The 14,028-nt window shown below is 62.1% G+C and carries 15 protein-coding genes; 10 read left to right on the top strand and 5 right to left on the bottom strand.

The window, feature by feature from the left end; all coding sequences use genetic code 11:
- The first annotated feature begins 44 nt into the window (after nt 1-44).
- Genes V6093_RS12085 through V6093_RS12070 form a run of 4 tightly spaced genes read left to right on the top strand, consistent with a single transcriptional unit; the run spans nt 45 to nt 3,650 of the window.
- Nucleotides 45-758: a serine O-acetyltransferase gene (locus tag V6093_RS12085; protein WP_003254905.1), complete on the top strand. Its 714-nt coding sequence runs from the start codon at nt 45-47 to the stop codon at nt 756-758.
- Nucleotides 755-1,543 (top strand): alanyl-tRNA editing protein, encoded by a 789-nt coding sequence (locus V6093_RS12080; protein ID WP_004576216.1) that lies wholly within the window; start codon nt 755-757, stop codon nt 1,541-1,543. Before V6093_RS12085 ends, V6093_RS12080 begins: the two co-directional genes overlap by 4 nt.
- Complete coding sequence (locus tag V6093_RS12075; protein ID WP_019750615.1) at nt 1,540-2,751, top strand: MFS transporter; 1,212 nt, start codon at nt 1,540-1,542, stop codon at nt 2,749-2,751. The genes V6093_RS12080 and V6093_RS12075 overlap by 4 nt, the downstream gene beginning before the upstream one ends.
- Entirely contained in the window at nt 2,748-3,650 is a 903-nt protein-coding gene (locus tag V6093_RS12070; RefSeq protein WP_003254902.1) for a pyridoxal-phosphate dependent enzyme, read from the top strand. The genes V6093_RS12075 and V6093_RS12070 overlap by 4 nt, the downstream gene beginning before the upstream one ends.
- A 166-nt stretch (nt 3,651-3,816) precedes the next feature.
- Here V6093_RS12070 and V6093_RS12065 read toward each other — a convergent pair whose 3' ends face one another.
- The 4 genes from V6093_RS12065 to V6093_RS12050 are packed head-to-tail and all read right to left on the bottom strand — an operon-like array spanning nt 3,817 to nt 5,471.
- Nucleotides 3,817-4,014, bottom strand: a complete 198-nt coding sequence (locus tag V6093_RS12065) for an SEC-C metal-binding domain-containing protein (RefSeq protein ID WP_003254900.1) — start codon at nt 4,012-4,014, stop codon at nt 3,817-3,819.
- A gap of 7 nt (nt 4,015-4,021) precedes the next feature.
- The gene (locus V6093_RS12060) at nt 4,022-4,495 is read right to left on the bottom strand and encodes an LEA type 2 family protein (protein WP_047605041.1); all 474 of its coding nucleotides are present in this window, start codon (nt 4,493-4,495) and stop codon (nt 4,022-4,024) included.
- A gap of 2 nt (nt 4,496-4,497) precedes the next feature.
- The gene (locus V6093_RS12055; RefSeq protein ID WP_265979785.1) at nt 4,498-4,974 is read right to left on the bottom strand and encodes a YchJ family protein; all 477 of its coding nucleotides are present in this window, start codon (nt 4,972-4,974) and stop codon (nt 4,498-4,500) included.
- Nucleotides 4,975-4,976: 2 nt separating this feature from the next.
- Nucleotides 4,977-5,471 (bottom strand): DUF6231 family protein, encoded by a 495-nt coding sequence (locus V6093_RS12050; RefSeq protein ID WP_004576211.1) that lies wholly within the window; start codon nt 5,469-5,471, stop codon nt 4,977-4,979.
- Nucleotides 5,472-5,630: 159 nt separating this feature from the next.
- Here V6093_RS12050 and V6093_RS12045 point away from each other — a divergent pair, with 159 nt between their 5' ends.
- The 3 genes from V6093_RS12045 (at nt 5,631) to V6093_RS12035 (ending at nt 7,506) form a co-directional block, all read left to right on the top strand.
- Complete coding sequence (locus V6093_RS12045; protein WP_010952284.1) at nt 5,631-6,323, top strand: OmpA family protein; 693 nt, start codon at nt 5,631-5,633, stop codon at nt 6,321-6,323.
- A gap of 89 nt (nt 6,324-6,412) precedes the next feature.
- Entirely contained in the window at nt 6,413-7,132 is a 720-nt protein-coding gene (locus V6093_RS12040) for an OmpA family protein (RefSeq protein ID WP_047605042.1), read from the top strand.
- A 98-nt stretch (nt 7,133-7,230) separates the two neighbouring features.
- On the top strand, nt 7,231-7,506 hold the full coding sequence (locus V6093_RS12035; RefSeq protein ID WP_003254892.1) for a DUF1145 domain-containing protein: 276 nt from the start codon (nt 7,231-7,233) through the stop codon (nt 7,504-7,506).
- 122 nt (nt 7,507-7,628) lie between these two features.
- Here V6093_RS12035 and V6093_RS12030 read toward each other — a convergent pair whose 3' ends face one another.
- Nucleotides 7,629-8,093: a CopD family protein gene (locus V6093_RS12030; RefSeq protein ID WP_010952286.1), complete on the bottom strand. Its 465-nt coding sequence runs from the start codon at nt 8,091-8,093 to the stop codon at nt 7,629-7,631.
- Between the two features lie 98 nt (nt 8,094-8,191).
- On the opposite strand from V6093_RS12030, the gene dinG reads away from it, so the two are divergent.
- From dinG to V6093_RS12015, 3 genes are all read left to right on the top strand, one after another.
- A complete protein-coding gene (gene dinG / locus V6093_RS12025) occupies nt 8,192-10,336 on the top strand; it encodes an ATP-dependent DNA helicase DinG (RefSeq protein WP_003254889.1) in 2,145 nt (714 codons plus the stop codon).
- A gap of 79 nt (nt 10,337-10,415) precedes the next feature.
- Nucleotides 10,416-12,650, top strand: coding sequence for a beta-galactosidase (locus tag V6093_RS12020; RefSeq protein WP_047605043.1), 2,235 nt, complete (start codon nt 10,416-10,418; stop codon nt 12,648-12,650).
- 134 nt (nt 12,651-12,784) lie between these two features.
- On the top strand, nt 12,785-13,930 hold the full coding sequence (locus tag V6093_RS12015; RefSeq protein WP_406669805.1) for a serine hydrolase domain-containing protein: 1,146 nt from the start codon (nt 12,785-12,787) through the stop codon (nt 13,928-13,930).
- The last annotated feature ends 98 nt before the right edge of the window (nt 13,931-14,028 follow it).

Raw genomic sequence — 14,028 nt, 5'->3', positions numbered from 1 at the left:
CACTTTTAGCGTCTGTGCAGACCAGACAACTGGATATCAAGCCCATGCACCCTATGGACATGCAATCAGCCGTCATTGCCAGGCTTCCTGTCCCTGACGAACTGGAGTCATTCAAAGTTGTAAAGAATCTTGTGACCTCGGCGTTATTGGAGTGTTGTTCAATCGTCGAGTTCGAAGCACTGAAAGAAACACCGGTCATTGAACGTGTGACTGAACAGGCACATGCCGATTTACAGGCATTTGCCATGAAAGATCCGGCTGCCGGCCGCGACCTGGTCTTCATTGCAAAAACCTACACCTCTTATTCTGCGGTTTTGCATTATCGGCTGGCCCATTGGATCTACAACAATAGCGCCGCGACCTACGGCGCCGGCGGTCAATGCCTGGCTGCCATGATCTCCAGGCGCGGAAAAATGCTTTCGGGGGCGGAGATCCATTTCCGCAGCCGCATTGGTGCGCGCTTCATCATCGATCACGGCATGGGCACCGTCATTGGTGAAACGTCGACCATTGGTGACGATTGCTACGTGCTTGGCGGCGTAACACTGGGCGCCCGCGGTATCAGTGACAACCCCTCGAGCCCCAGGCACCCGACGTTGGGTAACCGGGTGCAGATCGGCGCTTTCGCCAGTGTGCTGGGCGCAATTCATGTCGGTGACGGTGCGTTTATCGGGCCGGGCTGCATTGTGACCAAAGACGTCCCGGCCGCTGCCCGGGTACAGGTTAAAACATCATTGCAGGTGGTATTGGAATCATGAACGCTCTGAACTATGAAGTTTTAAGAAATACCGAAAAACTGTATTACAAAGACCAGTACCTGGCGGGCGCGAATACGCAAGTAGCGCGGGTGCACAGTGACGGCATCGAGTTGCTGAGTACGGTGGCCTATCCAGAAGGGGGCGGCCAGGAAGCGGACTTCGGCACCATTGAATTACCGGTGGGTACCGTGCGATTCGTCTGGGTTAAAAAACTCTACGGTAGCCCTATTCGCCTGGACGGTTTCAAAGGCGGAAAACTGGGCGGCATTATTATTCACAGCCTGCACCCGGATGATTTACACCTGTTGGATGAAGTCACCGTAGGCATGCCGGCCCGCGTCACTATCGATATTGAACGGCGCGAACGGCTGACGTTGTCTCACAGTGCCAGCCACTTCCTGTATGCCGCCGCCATCGGGCTGCGTGAAGAACTGAAGCAATGGACGATCGGCTGCCATATCAAGGAGGACACGGCCCGTTTCGACTTCCTGGTCGAGGACGCTTTCACGGCTGAAGACGTACTTGAAATAGAACGACGGGCGAATGAACTGATTGGCTGCGATGCGCCGATCGAGCACTACGCGGTTCAAGGCCTGGAAGACGCGCGTTTGTGGACCTACGACGGCATCGAAATCCCGTGCGGTGGTACGCACCTCGATTCGCCTCGGCGCATCGGGCGCCTTAGCGTCAAGCGCAAACGCCTGGGTAAAGGCAAGGAACGGCTGATCTGCGTGTTCCCCGAGGCCGAAATCGACTTGTCCACTTATCACGAGCACGCACTATGAACAGCACGTTACCGCGGCGCACGTACCTGTACTTCACCGCACAGTCGATCAACCTGACGACTGCCGTGATGTCGGTGACGATGGCCGCCATTGTCGGGGCTGCGCTGGCGCCTGATGCCGCATGGTCCACGGTGCCGTACGGGTTCCAGTTTCTGTGCCTGATGTTGGCAACTTATCCGGTCTCCAGGCTGATGAGCCGCATCGGCCGTAAAAAGGCGTTCATGCTGGGCGCGATTCCCCTGGCGCTGTCTGGCGTCAGCGGCTTTCTGGCGGTGGAGCACCAGCATTTTCCAACGCTGGTCCTCAGCCACTCTGCATTGGGTGTGTACATCGCGTTCGCCAACTTCAACCGGTTCGCGGCAACCGACAATCTTTCCCAGGCCTTGAAGCCCAAGGCGCTTTCGCTGGTCGTGGCGGGCGGGGTCATCGCGGCTGTCGTCGGGCCGACGCTTACCGAGTGGCTGCGTGACGTGGGTGGCTACCCACTGTTTTCGCTGTGTTATGCCGCGTTTGTCGGCCTGGCGTTGCTTTCATTGTTGATTGCGCTTTGCCTGCCCAACGATGCCGGTATGGCCAGCGCGGTCAACAGCGCAGCAAAGCCGGCCAGTGTCCGTGCCGAGCCGGCAGGCCCGAGCGTGGTTGTGGCAATGGCTGTCGCTGCGTTGGGCTACGGGATCATGAACCTGCTGATGATCCAGGCCTCGATGCACATGAAACACATGCACGAGGACTTCACTGACGTCCGCCTGGCGATCCAGTGGCATGTGATTGCCATGTTTGCCCCGTCGTTCTTCACCGGCGCCATCATCCAGCGGCTGGGTATCAAGACCACCATTTGCGCGGGCCTGGCCCTGTTGATCGGTTGCTCGGCGATGAATATCTGGTCGCACAGCTACGCCATGATGACCCTGGCACTGATTGCCCTCGGGCTGGGCTGGAACCTCACTTACGTAGGCGGAGGCGCCTTGCTGGCCCAGTCACTGCAGAACAGCCCGGCAGCGATGCAGATGCAGGGCAAGAACGACTTGGCCATTGCCATTTTTGCCACCCTCGGCGCATTCAGCCCTTCGCTGTTGCTGAGCTCGGTCGGCTGGGACGGTACCAACGCCATCTGCATGGTCCTCTGCCTGGGGCTGCTGGTTGCCACCGCCAGCCTGCTGCAGAACAAGGCCTGCCTGCAAACGTCAATGGAAGGTAGCCGCAAATGAGCGAGCTCATCAGTGTCAGCGATCGTATCTACACCAAGCTGGAAATGAACAACCCGGGCGGTAGCCACAAATACCGGGCGGCGCGGCGGATCATCGAACATGCCGTGCGCAAGGGTGACATCATTCCCGGGGTGACGACCGTCATCGAAAAAACCGGTGGCAGCTTCGGCTTTGGCTTGCTGGCGGCCTGCCACAAGTACCAGGTCGCCGTAGAGCTGGCGGTCGGGCTGAGTTTCAGCCAGACGAAGCGGGATCTGCTGGAGTGTTTCGGTGCTCGGCTGATCGGCAAGGAAATGCTGATGGCCGGTGCCACACCCAAGGACGTGGTGATGCATCACCTGGATAACCAGGCCGCGTTGGGTAAGTCATACTTCTACACCGACCAGTTCAACAACCCGGTGGGCATCGAGGCCCATCGTTATCAGACCGCCAGTGAACTGGCCGTGCAACTGACCAACGCCGGGGCAGGGCGGCAGATCCTGTTCGTGGGCTGTGCGGGTACTGGCGCCAGTTTCACGGGTATCACCCTGGGGCTGAAAGACCATGGCTTCGATGTGTCGACGGTGCTGGTCGACCCCAATGGCTGTGATTCGAGGGCTGGCGTGTTCGCCGATCATCGTTTTGAAGGCATGGCCGTGGGCGTTTGCCCGCCGTTCATGGACTGGTCGCTGGTGGACGAGCGGGCTCAGGTGCAACATGCAGAAATGCTCGCCGCACAGCGCTGGTTCTACATGCAGAGTGGCATTTTCGTCGGTAATACAGCCGCTGCCTGCCTGGCGGTTGCCCAGCGCATGGCCCAGCACCCGCGGTATGTCGAGACCACCCTGGTGACCATCGCCTATGATGCCGGCCTCTGGTACCAGGATCTGCTGGGGGCTAACCGGCGAAAGGCCGCGTAGCCTCCTGTGTCAGGCTCATGATCCAGAGGCTGGCACGCTACCTGGGGAGCGGGCAAGCACGCGAAGCATGCGACGCGGTGTATGGCACGGGCTTCGCCCGTGTTCGCGGGCGCGCCCGCTCCCACAGTGTTCGAGCCATCTCTCAGATTTTTATGGCGTCAGTCGATCAGGCGCCGTGGCACTTCTTGTACTTCTTTTCGCTACCGCACGGGCACGGGTCGTTACGGCCAACGTCCTTCAGGGCGTTGCGCACCGGCTCCTGGTGGCCGTGGTTGCAGTGCGGGCCGTGTACATGGCCGTGGTCGTGGTGGTGATCATGGTCATGGTTGCAGTCAGGGCCATGAACGTGGGGTTGTTGGGACATTGCAGGGTTACTCCGGTATGTGATCGCCGGGGATTATCTCACCACTGCGCGAGATGTGCAGGTCCCGATGGATGAGCAACCCGGTCGCCAGTTCGCCCTGCAGGGTGTAATGCAGCGGCTGCTTGCTTCTGAGCAGCTTGGCCAGTGGCTTCAGGTGCTGCCACAGGTTGGTTCGTGCGGTGATCTTGAAAGTGCGCCCTGCATGCCTGCCCACGCTGCGCCATACGCTGGCTTCATCCTGCACCAGTAGCAGGTCATTGAGGCGTATTGCATACGACACGTTACGAATGAACAGGCGGCTGTCATTGGGGTTGTCGACCCGCAGGTGCAACACGAACTCCTGTTCCAGCAACCTGGCCTTGACCGTTTCGACCTCGACCAGATGCACTTCGGGTTCGCGCCAGTCCTCACCCCAACTGGCACAGCCCGTCAGCCATGCCAGTAGCGCACCGAGCAGTAGCAGACGGGTGCGCTTGATCATGTTCAGTTCCCTACGTAGCTGGCGCAGCATTTCTTGAATTTGTGCCCGCTGGCGCAGGGGCAGGGGTCGTTGCGCCCGGCCTTCAACCCGACCGTTGGGTCGATGAAGTACCAGCGGCCGGCATGCTGGACGAACGCCGAGCGTTCGCGGTGCTGATGATCGCCTTCTTGGTCGTGCCAGCGTGCGGTGAAGGTGACGAAGCTGTGCTCGGGTTGGCCGCCCAGCACTTCTGCGCTTTCCACCTCCAGGCCCAGCCAGGTGCTCTGTGCACTCCAGTCGGCCATGGCAGCACGGTCCAGGCCGGCTTGCTGGGCCGGTAGGGTGGTGGCTACCAGGTAGTCGACCAGGCCCAGCACGTAGGCACTGTAGCGTGAGCGCATCAGGGCCTGGGCATCCGGTGCCGGGGTACCGGCATGGTAATGCCCGCAGCAGGCGTCAAGCAGGTTGCCACTGCCACAAGGGCAGACCGAGACACTCATCATCACCACCAGTACTTGCCGAAGTTTTCAGGGTTGGCCCAGAACCTGGCATTGAGCCAGTCCGGGACCTGCTTATAGTCATGTAGATCATAGGTGAACAGGTTCAAAACCTGTTGCTCACGGCAGAATTTCTCGCTGGCCGACATGGCCAGGGCGAAAAAGTCGGTGTCCTGCCAGCCGCAGGCAGCCAGGTCGGCCAGCACTGCAACCCGGCTGGCATTGAGGTTGCGAATGCCGCCGAGCAGCTCCAGGCCGGTGCGCTTGGGCAAGTGCTCCAGGCAGTCCACCAGTACCGCCAGGTCAAAGCGCTTGGCGGCCAGTTCAGCCGGCAGCGGCCCGGGGGCGGCGGTGTCGATGGTTACCTGGGGGTGTGCCTGGGCGAAAGCGTCCAGCGCTGGGAAGCGCGTACCCACCAGCAGCAGCCGTTGTGGAGTGAAGCGCTCGAGCAGGGCTGCCAGGGCCTGTTGCGGGGTGCGTTTGGAGAAACCTTCGGTCATTGCCATTCCTCGTTCAAGTCATCCAAGACTAGCGGGCTGCGGCGTGCGGGCAAAGGGGCATGTGACCGTGTCGTAGCTTATTGCTGGCAGGGTTGGAATGCGCGGTCTTTACTCCCAGAGATCGGCCTTATGCCGATTCCCCCTAGGAGAAGCAATGAAATGAGCATAGTACGCACAGCGTTACCCCTGGTACTGCTCACCAGTGTGTTGACTGGTTGTGCAGGTTTGCAAAAAACCGACTGGCCGAAATGTGCCGCCGTCGGGGGTGTAGGCGGCGCCGCCCTGGGCGCCATCGAAAGCTCCAGCTGGGCTGGCTGGGGCGCGTTGCTGGGCGGTGGCCTGGCGGCGGGCTATTGCTGGGCCCATGGCGATGGCGACGAGGATGGCGACGGCGTGCCCGACAGCCGTGACAAGTGCCCTGGCACCCCGCGTGGTGTGCAGGTCGATGCCAACGGATGCCCGCCTGAGCCGGTTGCGGTGGTCGAAGAAGTGGTGGTGCAGAAGGAAGAAGTCATTGTCATCCGCGATGTGCACTTCGAGTTCGATTCTGCGCGCCTGACGGCCAGTGACAAAGAGCGCCTCAATACCATTGCCACGCGCCTGAAACAGGAAGCGCCCTCTGCCCGCCTTAGCGTCAGCGGCCATACCGACAGCGTCGGTTCCGACAGCTACAACCAGAAACTGTCCGAGCGACGTGCCCATTCGGTGACCGATTACCTGGTCGAGAGCGGTGTACCGCGCAGCAGCTTCGTTTCGGTGGTCGGCGCGGGTGAAACCCAGCCGGTGGCAGACAACGCCACGGCCGAAGGGCGTGCCATGAACCGTCGTACCGAGATCAAGATCCAGCGGTAAGACGGCGGGCGCCCGTGCCTCGAGCAGTGGCACGGGCGCGTCTTCATGCCGGCCAGCCGTTTGTGGCCAATGACACAGGAGCATTCAGCATGAGTGTGACGTCGAAGGCGGCATTGCCGCTGTTGGTGGCTGCCAGCCTGCTCGCGGGCTGCGCTACGCACAGCGATGGCAGCGCGCCCCTCAATCAAAGGACCTGGCCCATCTGCAGCCTGCTGGGCGGCTTGGTCGGTGGTGGCCTTGGTGCCATCGAGAGTTCTTCCTGGGCTGCCGGTGGTGGCGCCTTGGGCGCCATCGCCGGCGGGCTGATTTGTTACGCCCAGGACGGTGACGAAGATGGTGACGGCATTTTCGACCGGCGCGATCACTGCCCCGAGACCCCGGCCAACACGGCGGTCGATCACATGGGCTGCCCACTGAAACAGTACCCGGCCGCGCCACCTGCCAGTGCACCCGAACCCTCGCCAGAGGTGATCACCCTCGATGACAACGGCGCGGTGATGTTCGCCTTCGACTCCGCCGAACTGACGCCGGCGGCCCAGCAACGCCTGCAAGGCCTGGTGGAGAAGCTCAATTCACCGACGGTGGCCAAGGTTCGTGTGATCGGGCACACCGACGGTGTGGGCTCCGACAGCTACAACCAGGCACTTTCCGAACGCCGCGCCAGTAGCGTTGCCGAGTACCTGATCGGCCAGGGCTTGGAGATGGGCAAGGTCACCAGCCAGGGCCGTGGGGAAAGCGAACCGGTTACCGACAACGAAACCGAGGAGGGCCGCGCGCGCAACCGACGGGTGGAGCTGCACCTCAACTGAGTGGTGCTGGTGCCTGTCTTGGCATTGCCGTTAATGTTGTTCGCACGGTTTGCTCGATCAGGCCACCTCGACATGACAACTCTCTATAGGGGCGTGGTATGAAGTTCATCCTGGGCCTGGGCAAGGTCCTGACGGTCGCTTTCTGGGGGGTGGTGCTGTTCAATCAGCTGATGCCACAACCCTTGCCCTTCAATCTGCTGATCAATGCCGCAGGCATCGTCTTGTTTGGCCTGCACCTGCTTGAAGTGCTGTTTTTCAATCGCAGCCTGCGCGGGCGCAGTCACCGTTGGTTTGACCGTTTGCAAATCCTGTTGACGGGAATCTTCCATGTCATGTCCATTCCCCGTCCGCGGGAGGCGCCGCGGGTGAACTGATCTTGCAGCGCCTCTGATGCTCACTGCGACCCCTTGCCGGAGCGGGCTTGCCCACGAACACCGGCAACGCCGGTGCCATGCACCGTGGCACCGGCTTCGCTGCAGGTTGCACGCAGCGCCTGTCAGATGACCAGTCGCGAACTGGCCACCGCCACCACTGCCAGCCCCAGCAGCAGATTGACCCCCACCATCCGCCGAATGCGCCCCAGTACCGCCGCACCCGTCGGCCAGTCCTCGGCCTGCACCGCTGCCTTCAATTCCGGCAGCAGCAACGCCTGAATGCGCATGAACAAGGCAAACATGGCGATCCCGCCACCGATCATCACGTGCACGTACCGGGGCGCCGTCTCGAAACCGCTGAAGCGCATGTGCAACATGCCGATACCACTTATCGCCAAAATCGCCACCGCCAGCCAGACCCAGCCGAAGAAGCGTCGGAAAACTTCCACCCACAAGCGCAGGCGGGCAGGCCCTTCAAGGGCTGCAACCGTTGCCGGGCGCAGCACCAGCCAGGCGAAGAACATGCCGCCGACCCATACGAGTGCGGCCAGAACATGCAGGGTGTAGGGCAGGGCAAAGGCGAGCATTCGGATCTCCATGCGGCAGAAAGGGCAATAGCGGGGTATGATAGCCGCCCCATGCGAAACACTGAAAATATATCCAGCCCTCCGGGCGCCTGCAGACCATGATCAGCAACGAACTCAAAGCCACTATCCAGGGCGCCTATTCGCGTTTTCTCGAAGCCAAGAGCCTCAAGCCGCGCTATGGCCAGCGCCTGATGATCGCCGAAGTGGCCAAGGTGCTTGGCGACATTGCCTGCGACGATGAAGGCCGCCGCGCTGGCGAGCCTGCCGTGGTGGCCGTGGAAGCGGGCACCGGTACCGGCAAGACGGTAGCCTACAGCCTGGCAGCCATCCCGGCGGCCAAGGCCGCCGGCAAACGCCTGGTGATCGCCACGGCCACCGTGGCCCTGCAGGAACAGATCGTCTTCAAGGACCTGCCCGACCTGATGCGCAGCAGCGGCCTCAACTTCAGTTTCGCCCTGGCCAAGGGCCGTGGCCGCTATCTGTGCCTGTCCAAGCTCGACATCCTGTTGCAGGAAGGCCACGCCCAGTCAGCCACGGCTCAGTTGTTCGAGGAAGAAGGCTTCCGCATCGAAGTCGACGAGCGCAGCCAGAAGCTGTTCAACAGCATGATCGAGAAGCTTGCCGGCAACCGCTGGGACGGTGACCGTGACAGCTGGCCAGAGGCCCTGGAAGACCAGGACTGGGCACGGCTGACCACCGACCACAGCCAGTGCACCGGCCGCCACTGCCCCAACTTCCAGCAGTGCGTGTTTTACAAGGCCCGCGAAGGCATGGGCAAGGTCGATGTGATCGTCACCAACCACGACATGGTCCTGGCCGACCTGGCCCTGGGTGGCGGAGCGGTGTTACCCGACCCGCGCGATACCATGTACGTGTTCGACGAAGGCCATCATCTGCCAGACAAGGCCATCGGCCATTTCGCCCATTATTCGCGGCTGCGTTCCACCGCCGACTGGCTGGAACAGACCGCCAAGAACCTGACCAAATTGCTGGCCCAGCATCCGCTGCCCGGCGATCTGGGCAAGTACATCGAGCAGGTGCCGGAGCTGGCGCGAGAAGTACGCACCCAGCAGCAGTTCATGTTCACCCTTTGTGAACAGGTGGCTGACTTCCGTCCCAGCGAGGACACCGAAGGCCGTGAGCGCCCGCGTTACCGTTTCGAGGGTGGGGTGGTGCCGGAGCAGATTCGTGAAGTGGGCATCGAACTGAAAAAGGGCTTTGCCCGCCTCAACGATCTGTTCACCCGCCTGGCTGACCTGCTCAAGGAAGGCATGGACGGCGAGGTCAATATCGGCATCGCCAGCCACCAGGCCGAAGAGTGGTATCCGCTGTTCGGCAGCCTGGTCACCCGTGCCCAGGGTAACTGGGAGCTGTGGACGGCCTTCACCGCCGAAGACCCGGAAGACAGCCCGCCCATGGCGCGCTGGCTGACGTTGGCCGAAAGTGGCGCGCTGTTCGACATCGAAGTCAACGCCAGCCCCATCCTCGCCGCCGATATGCTGCGGCGTAGCCTGTGGAGCGTGGCCCACGGCGCGCTGGTGACCTCGGCGACATTGACCGCGCTGGGCAAGTTCGACCGTTTCCGCATGCGTTCGGGGTTGCCGCGCGACGCAGTCACCTGCGTGGTGCCCAGCCCGTTCGTGCATGGCGATGCCGGCCTGTTGCGGGTCCCCGACCTGCAGGCCGACCCACGCGATGCAGCAGCGCACACCGCGGCGATCATCCGCGAACTGCCGAACATCGTCGAAGATGCCCGTGGCGCGCTGGTGTTGTTCTCGTCACGCAAGCAGATGCAGGATGTGTTTGACGGTCTGGACCGTGACTGGCGCAAGCTGGTGCTCATCCAGGGCAACCTTTCAAAGCAGGAAACACTGAACAAGCACAAGGCGCGGGTCGACGATGGCCAGCACAGCGTGCTGTTTGGCCTGGCCAGCTTTGCCGAAGGTGTCGACCTGCCGGGTGCGTATTGCGAGCACGTGGTCATCGCCAAAATTCCCTTTGCTGTGCCCGACGACCCGGTCGAAGCTGCGCTGGCCGAGTGGATCGAGGCACGTGGCGGCAACCCGTTCATGGAAATTGCCGTGCCTGACGCCTCGTTGAAGCTGATCCAGGCCTGCGGCCGCCTTCTGCGTACCGAGCAGGATCGCGGCGTTATCACCTTGCTTGACCGGCGCTTGGTCACGCAGCGCTACGGCAAGGCTATTCTCAATGCGCTGCCGCCGTTCCGGCGGGAAATTTCCTGACCGCCGGAGCACTTGCGCCGGCGCATTGTCCATCACCCGTCTTGGGCCCATCAGGGCCCTGAAGGAGAGCCCCAGCCTTATGATCCGCCGCACCCTGCCCGCCGTATTCGCCTTGTTGTGCAGTTCGCCCTTGCTGGCCGGGCAGCAGACGCTGTTCAGCTTCGTGCGCCCGGCTTCGGTGGTTAATGTGGCGACGGTGGATGCCGGCATGCCGCAGTACAACGCGGAACAAACGGCCGAGGGCGAGGTGTTGCGGCGTGTGGTGTTCAACCCGGCCCAGCAGCCGACCCTACGCCTGAGCCCGCAGAGTGGGGTGTGGGACTGGTCCGCTGGGCAGTTCCTGACCTTGCGCCTGCAAAGTGCCATGGACTGGGCATTGACCGTGGATGTCACCGTGCAAGGCAGTGATGGCCGCGCCTTGACCAGCCGTATCGACCTGCCCGCGGGGCCCGCGCAAACCGTGCTGGTGCCCCTCACGGCCAGTTCGCCGTTGGACCAGGGCATGCGCGCCGGCCCGCCGATGCCCTGGAACCATGGTGGTCAGCGCCTCCTTTTGACCAGCAGTGCCGGTGCAGTCGACCTCAAGCAGGTGACCTCGGTCAGCCTGAGCATCCCCAGCCCCAAGGTGGCGCAGAGCCTGCTGATCGAGCGTGTCGGTATCCAGGATGACGACCAGGCGTACAGGGCGGCCTACCACGAGCTGATTGATGCTTATGGCCAGTCGACTCGCGGTAACTGGCCCGAGAAGGTATCCAGTGACGAGCAGCTCAAGGCGGCCGATACCCGTGAACAGCAACAGCTCAAGGGCTGGTTGGCAGAGCGCGGCAAGCAGCAGCTGGACGCTTACGGTGGCCTGGTGGGCGGTCCGGCCTTTGCAGCCAAGGGCTTCTTTCGCACTGAAAAGCGTGATGGCCGCTGGTACCTGGTAACGCCGGATGGGCACCCGTTCTATTCCCTGGGTGTGAACGCCGTGGCGGCAGACGGCGGGCGTACGTATGTCGCCGGGCGCGAAGGCATGTTCAAGGCCTTGCCCGCTGAGGGCGATGCACTGGCCGCGTTCTATGGCGAAAGCAACAACGACGATGGCAATGCCTCGTCGCAAGGGCGCAATTTCAAGCAGGGGCGCTGGTTCGACTTCTACGCCGCCAACCTGCAGCGTACCTATGGCAAACCCTGTCCGCCCGCAGTGGAGGGCCAGCCAGCCGATTGCGCGCCGCCGGTGCTGGATGCCGACCGCTGGCAGGCGCATGCGCTTGATCGCCTTCAGGCCTGGGGGTTCAACACTGTTGGCAACTGGAGCGAGCCGACGCTTGGCCAAGCCAGACGCATGCCGTATACCTTGCCGCTGTCGATCGTAGGCGACTACGCCAGCATCAGCACTGGCATGGACTGGTGGGGCCGCATGCCCGACCCGTTCGACCCGCGTTTTGCCATGGCCACCGAACGTGCCGTGGCCATCGCCGCGCGTGATCACCGTGACGACCCTTGGCTCATCGGCTACTTCGCCGATAACGAACTGGCCTGGGCCGCTCCTGGAAGCGACCCCAAGAGCCGTTATGGCCTGGCCTACGGCACCTTGCGCCTGACCACCGACGTGCCAGCCAAACGCGCATTCCTCAAGCAGTTGCGCGACAAGTATCGCAACCAGGAAGGGTTGTCCAAGGCCTGGGGCATCGAACTGACCGCCTGGGAACTCATGGAAGATCCTGGCTTCGAGGCGCCGTTGCCTGACCCGGAGCACCCGGAAATCGAACGGGACTACCAGCACTTCCAGCGGGTATTTGCCGAGACCTACTTCAAGACCATTTCCGATTCGTTGAAATGGCATGCGCCCAATCACATGCTCCTGGGTGGCCGCTATGCGGTCAGTACACCGGAGGCGGTCAAGGCCTGTGCCGAGTTCTGCGATGTTCTGAGCTTCAACTTCTATACCCTCAAGCCACAGGACGGCTACGACTTTGCCCGCCTGGCGGAGCTGGACAAGCCGGTGCTGGTGTCCGAGTTCCAGTTCGGCTCGCGTGATCGCGGGCCGTTCTGGCCGGGGCCATTGGAGCTGGCGCGGGAAGAGGATCGCGGCCCGGCCTATGCAAACTTCCTCAAGGCCGCCATGGCGCAGCCGATGATCGTTGGCGCGCACTGGTTCCAGTACCTCGACCAACCGGCCAGCGGTCGCCTGCTCGATGGTGAGAACGGCCACCTCGGGTTGGTGGCGATTACCGATATGCCCTATCCAGGGTTTGTCGATGCCGTGCGCAAAAGCAATCTGCAAACCATGAACCAACTGCGTGCCGAGCTGGAAAAACCGGCCCCTTGAGATCAGGCAGATGCAGTCAACCCAGGTGAGAGCGGCCTTGTGTCGCGACCACTTGGCCCAAGCCTGTTTGCAAAACACCCAACTACTGAAACAATGCACACCTTTTTGGATAATGGTCGTACGGAGAGCAGCGGGTGCAGATCCAGGGTCACTATGAGCTGAAGTTCGAAGCTGTGCGCGAAGCTTTTGCCGCACTGTTCGATGATCCCCAGGAGCGTGGCGCCGCGCTGTGCATCCAGGTGGGTGGCGAAACCGTCGTTGACCTGTGGGCCGGCAGTGCCGACAAGGACGGCCAGCAGGCCTGGCACAGCGATACCATCGCCAACCTGTTCTCCTGCACCAAGACCTTTGCGGCCGTTACCGCCCTGCAGCTGGTCGGCGAGGGCAAGCTGGCCCTCGATGCCCCGGTGGCCAACTACTGGCCCGAGTTCGCCCAGGCGGGTAAGCAGTCGATCACCTTGCGTCAGCTACTCAGCCACCGTGCCGGCTTGCCGGCCATTCGTGAGCTGCTGCCGGCTGACGCCTTGTATGACTGGCAGATCATGGTCGATGCCCTGGCAGCCGAGACACCGTGGTGGACGCCAGGCACAGAACACGGCTATGCCGCCATCACCTTTGGCTGGCTGATCGGCGAGCTGATTCGCCGTGCCGACGGCCGTGGCCCTGGCGACTCGATCGTGGCCCGCACCGCCCGCCCATTGGGCCTGGATTTCCATGTTGGCCTGGCCGACGAGGAGTTCCACCGCGTGGCGCATATCGCCCGTGGCAAGGGCAATGCTGGAGACAGTGCAGCGCAACGCTTGCTGCAGGTGACCATGCGCGAGCCTGAGGCACTGTCGACCCGTGCCTTTACCAATCCGCCCGCGATACTGACCAGCACCAACAAACCGGAATGGCGGCGCATGCAGCAGCCAGCGGCCAATGGCCATGGCAACGCACGCAGCCTGGCAGGGTTCTATGCCGGGCTGCTGGACGGCAGCCTGCTTGAATCCGAACTGCTCGATGAGCTGACCCGCGAGCATAGCCTTGGCCAGGACCGTACCTTGCTCACCCAGACCCGTTTCGGCCTGGGCTGCATGCTCGACCAGCCCGATGTGGCCAATGCCACCTTTGGTCTCGGCGCCCGCGCCTTTGGCCACCCCGGTGCCGGTGGTTCGGTCGGTTTTGCCGACCCGGAGTACGATGTGGCCTTCGGTTTTGTGGTCAATACCCTCGGCCCTTACGTGCTGATGGACCCACGCGCCCAGAAACTGGTACGCGTCCTTGCCAGTTGCCTTTGATCGGGTAATGCGGGTATTGCCACACCCCTTTGACTATTCTCAATGCCAACGCCTGAAGTTCGTAGGCAAAATATCTTTCTATTTCATGGTGTATCGCT

It is taken from the genome of Pseudomonas putida group bacterium ESBL64 (assembly GCF_045277175.1).
In the GTDB taxonomy this organism is placed as follows: domain Bacteria; phylum Pseudomonadota; class Gammaproteobacteria; order Pseudomonadales; family Pseudomonadaceae; genus Aquipseudomonas; species Aquipseudomonas alloputida.
Note: the sequence above shows the minus strand (reverse complement) of the source record. Positions and strands in the feature narration are given on the sequence as shown.

Bases quoted from the DNA above. Each gene is read 5' to 3' on its own strand.
- V6093_RS12080 (WP_004576216.1), top strand. From the start codon at position 755: ATGAACGCTCTGAACTATGAAGTTTTAAGAAATACCGAAAAACTGTAT.
- V6093_RS12085 (WP_003254905.1), top strand. From the start codon at position 45: ATGCACCCTATGGACATGCAATCAGCCGTCATTGCCAGGCTTCCTGTC.
- V6093_RS12030 (WP_010952286.1), bottom strand. From the start codon at position 8,093: ATGCTCGCCTTTGCCCTGCCCTACACCCTGCATGTTCTGGCCGCACTC.
- V6093_RS12045 (WP_010952284.1), top strand. From the start codon at position 5,631: ATGAGCATAGTACGCACAGCGTTACCCCTGGTACTGCTCACCAGTGTG.
- V6093_RS12055 (WP_265979785.1), bottom strand. From the start codon at position 4,974: ATGAGTGTCTCGGTCTGCCCTTGTGGCAGTGGCAACCTGCTTGACGCC.
- dinG (WP_003254889.1), top strand. From the start codon at position 8,192: ATGATCAGCAACGAACTCAAAGCCACTATCCAGGGCGCCTATTCGCGT.
- V6093_RS12060 (WP_047605041.1), bottom strand. From the start codon at position 4,495: ATGATCAAGCGCACCCGTCTGCTACTGCTCGGTGCGCTACTGGCATGG.
- V6093_RS12020 (WP_047605043.1), top strand. From the start codon at position 10,416: ATGATCCGCCGCACCCTGCCCGCCGTATTCGCCTTGTTGTGCAGTTCG.
- V6093_RS12065 (WP_003254900.1), bottom strand. From the start codon at position 4,014: ATGTCCCAACAACCCCACGTTCATGGCCCTGACTGCAACCATGACCAT.
- V6093_RS12035 (WP_003254892.1), top strand. From the start codon at position 7,231: ATGAAGTTCATCCTGGGCCTGGGCAAGGTCCTGACGGTCGCTTTCTGG.
- V6093_RS12050 (WP_004576211.1), bottom strand. From the start codon at position 5,471: ATGACCGAAGGTTTCTCCAAACGCACCCCGCAACAGGCCCTGGCAGCC.
- V6093_RS12040 (WP_047605042.1), top strand. From the start codon at position 6,413: ATGAGTGTGACGTCGAAGGCGGCATTGCCGCTGTTGGTGGCTGCCAGC.
- V6093_RS12070 (WP_003254902.1), top strand. From the start codon at position 2,748: ATGAGCGAGCTCATCAGTGTCAGCGATCGTATCTACACCAAGCTGGAA.
- V6093_RS12075 (WP_019750615.1), top strand. From the start codon at position 1,540: ATGAACAGCACGTTACCGCGGCGCACGTACCTGTACTTCACCGCACAG.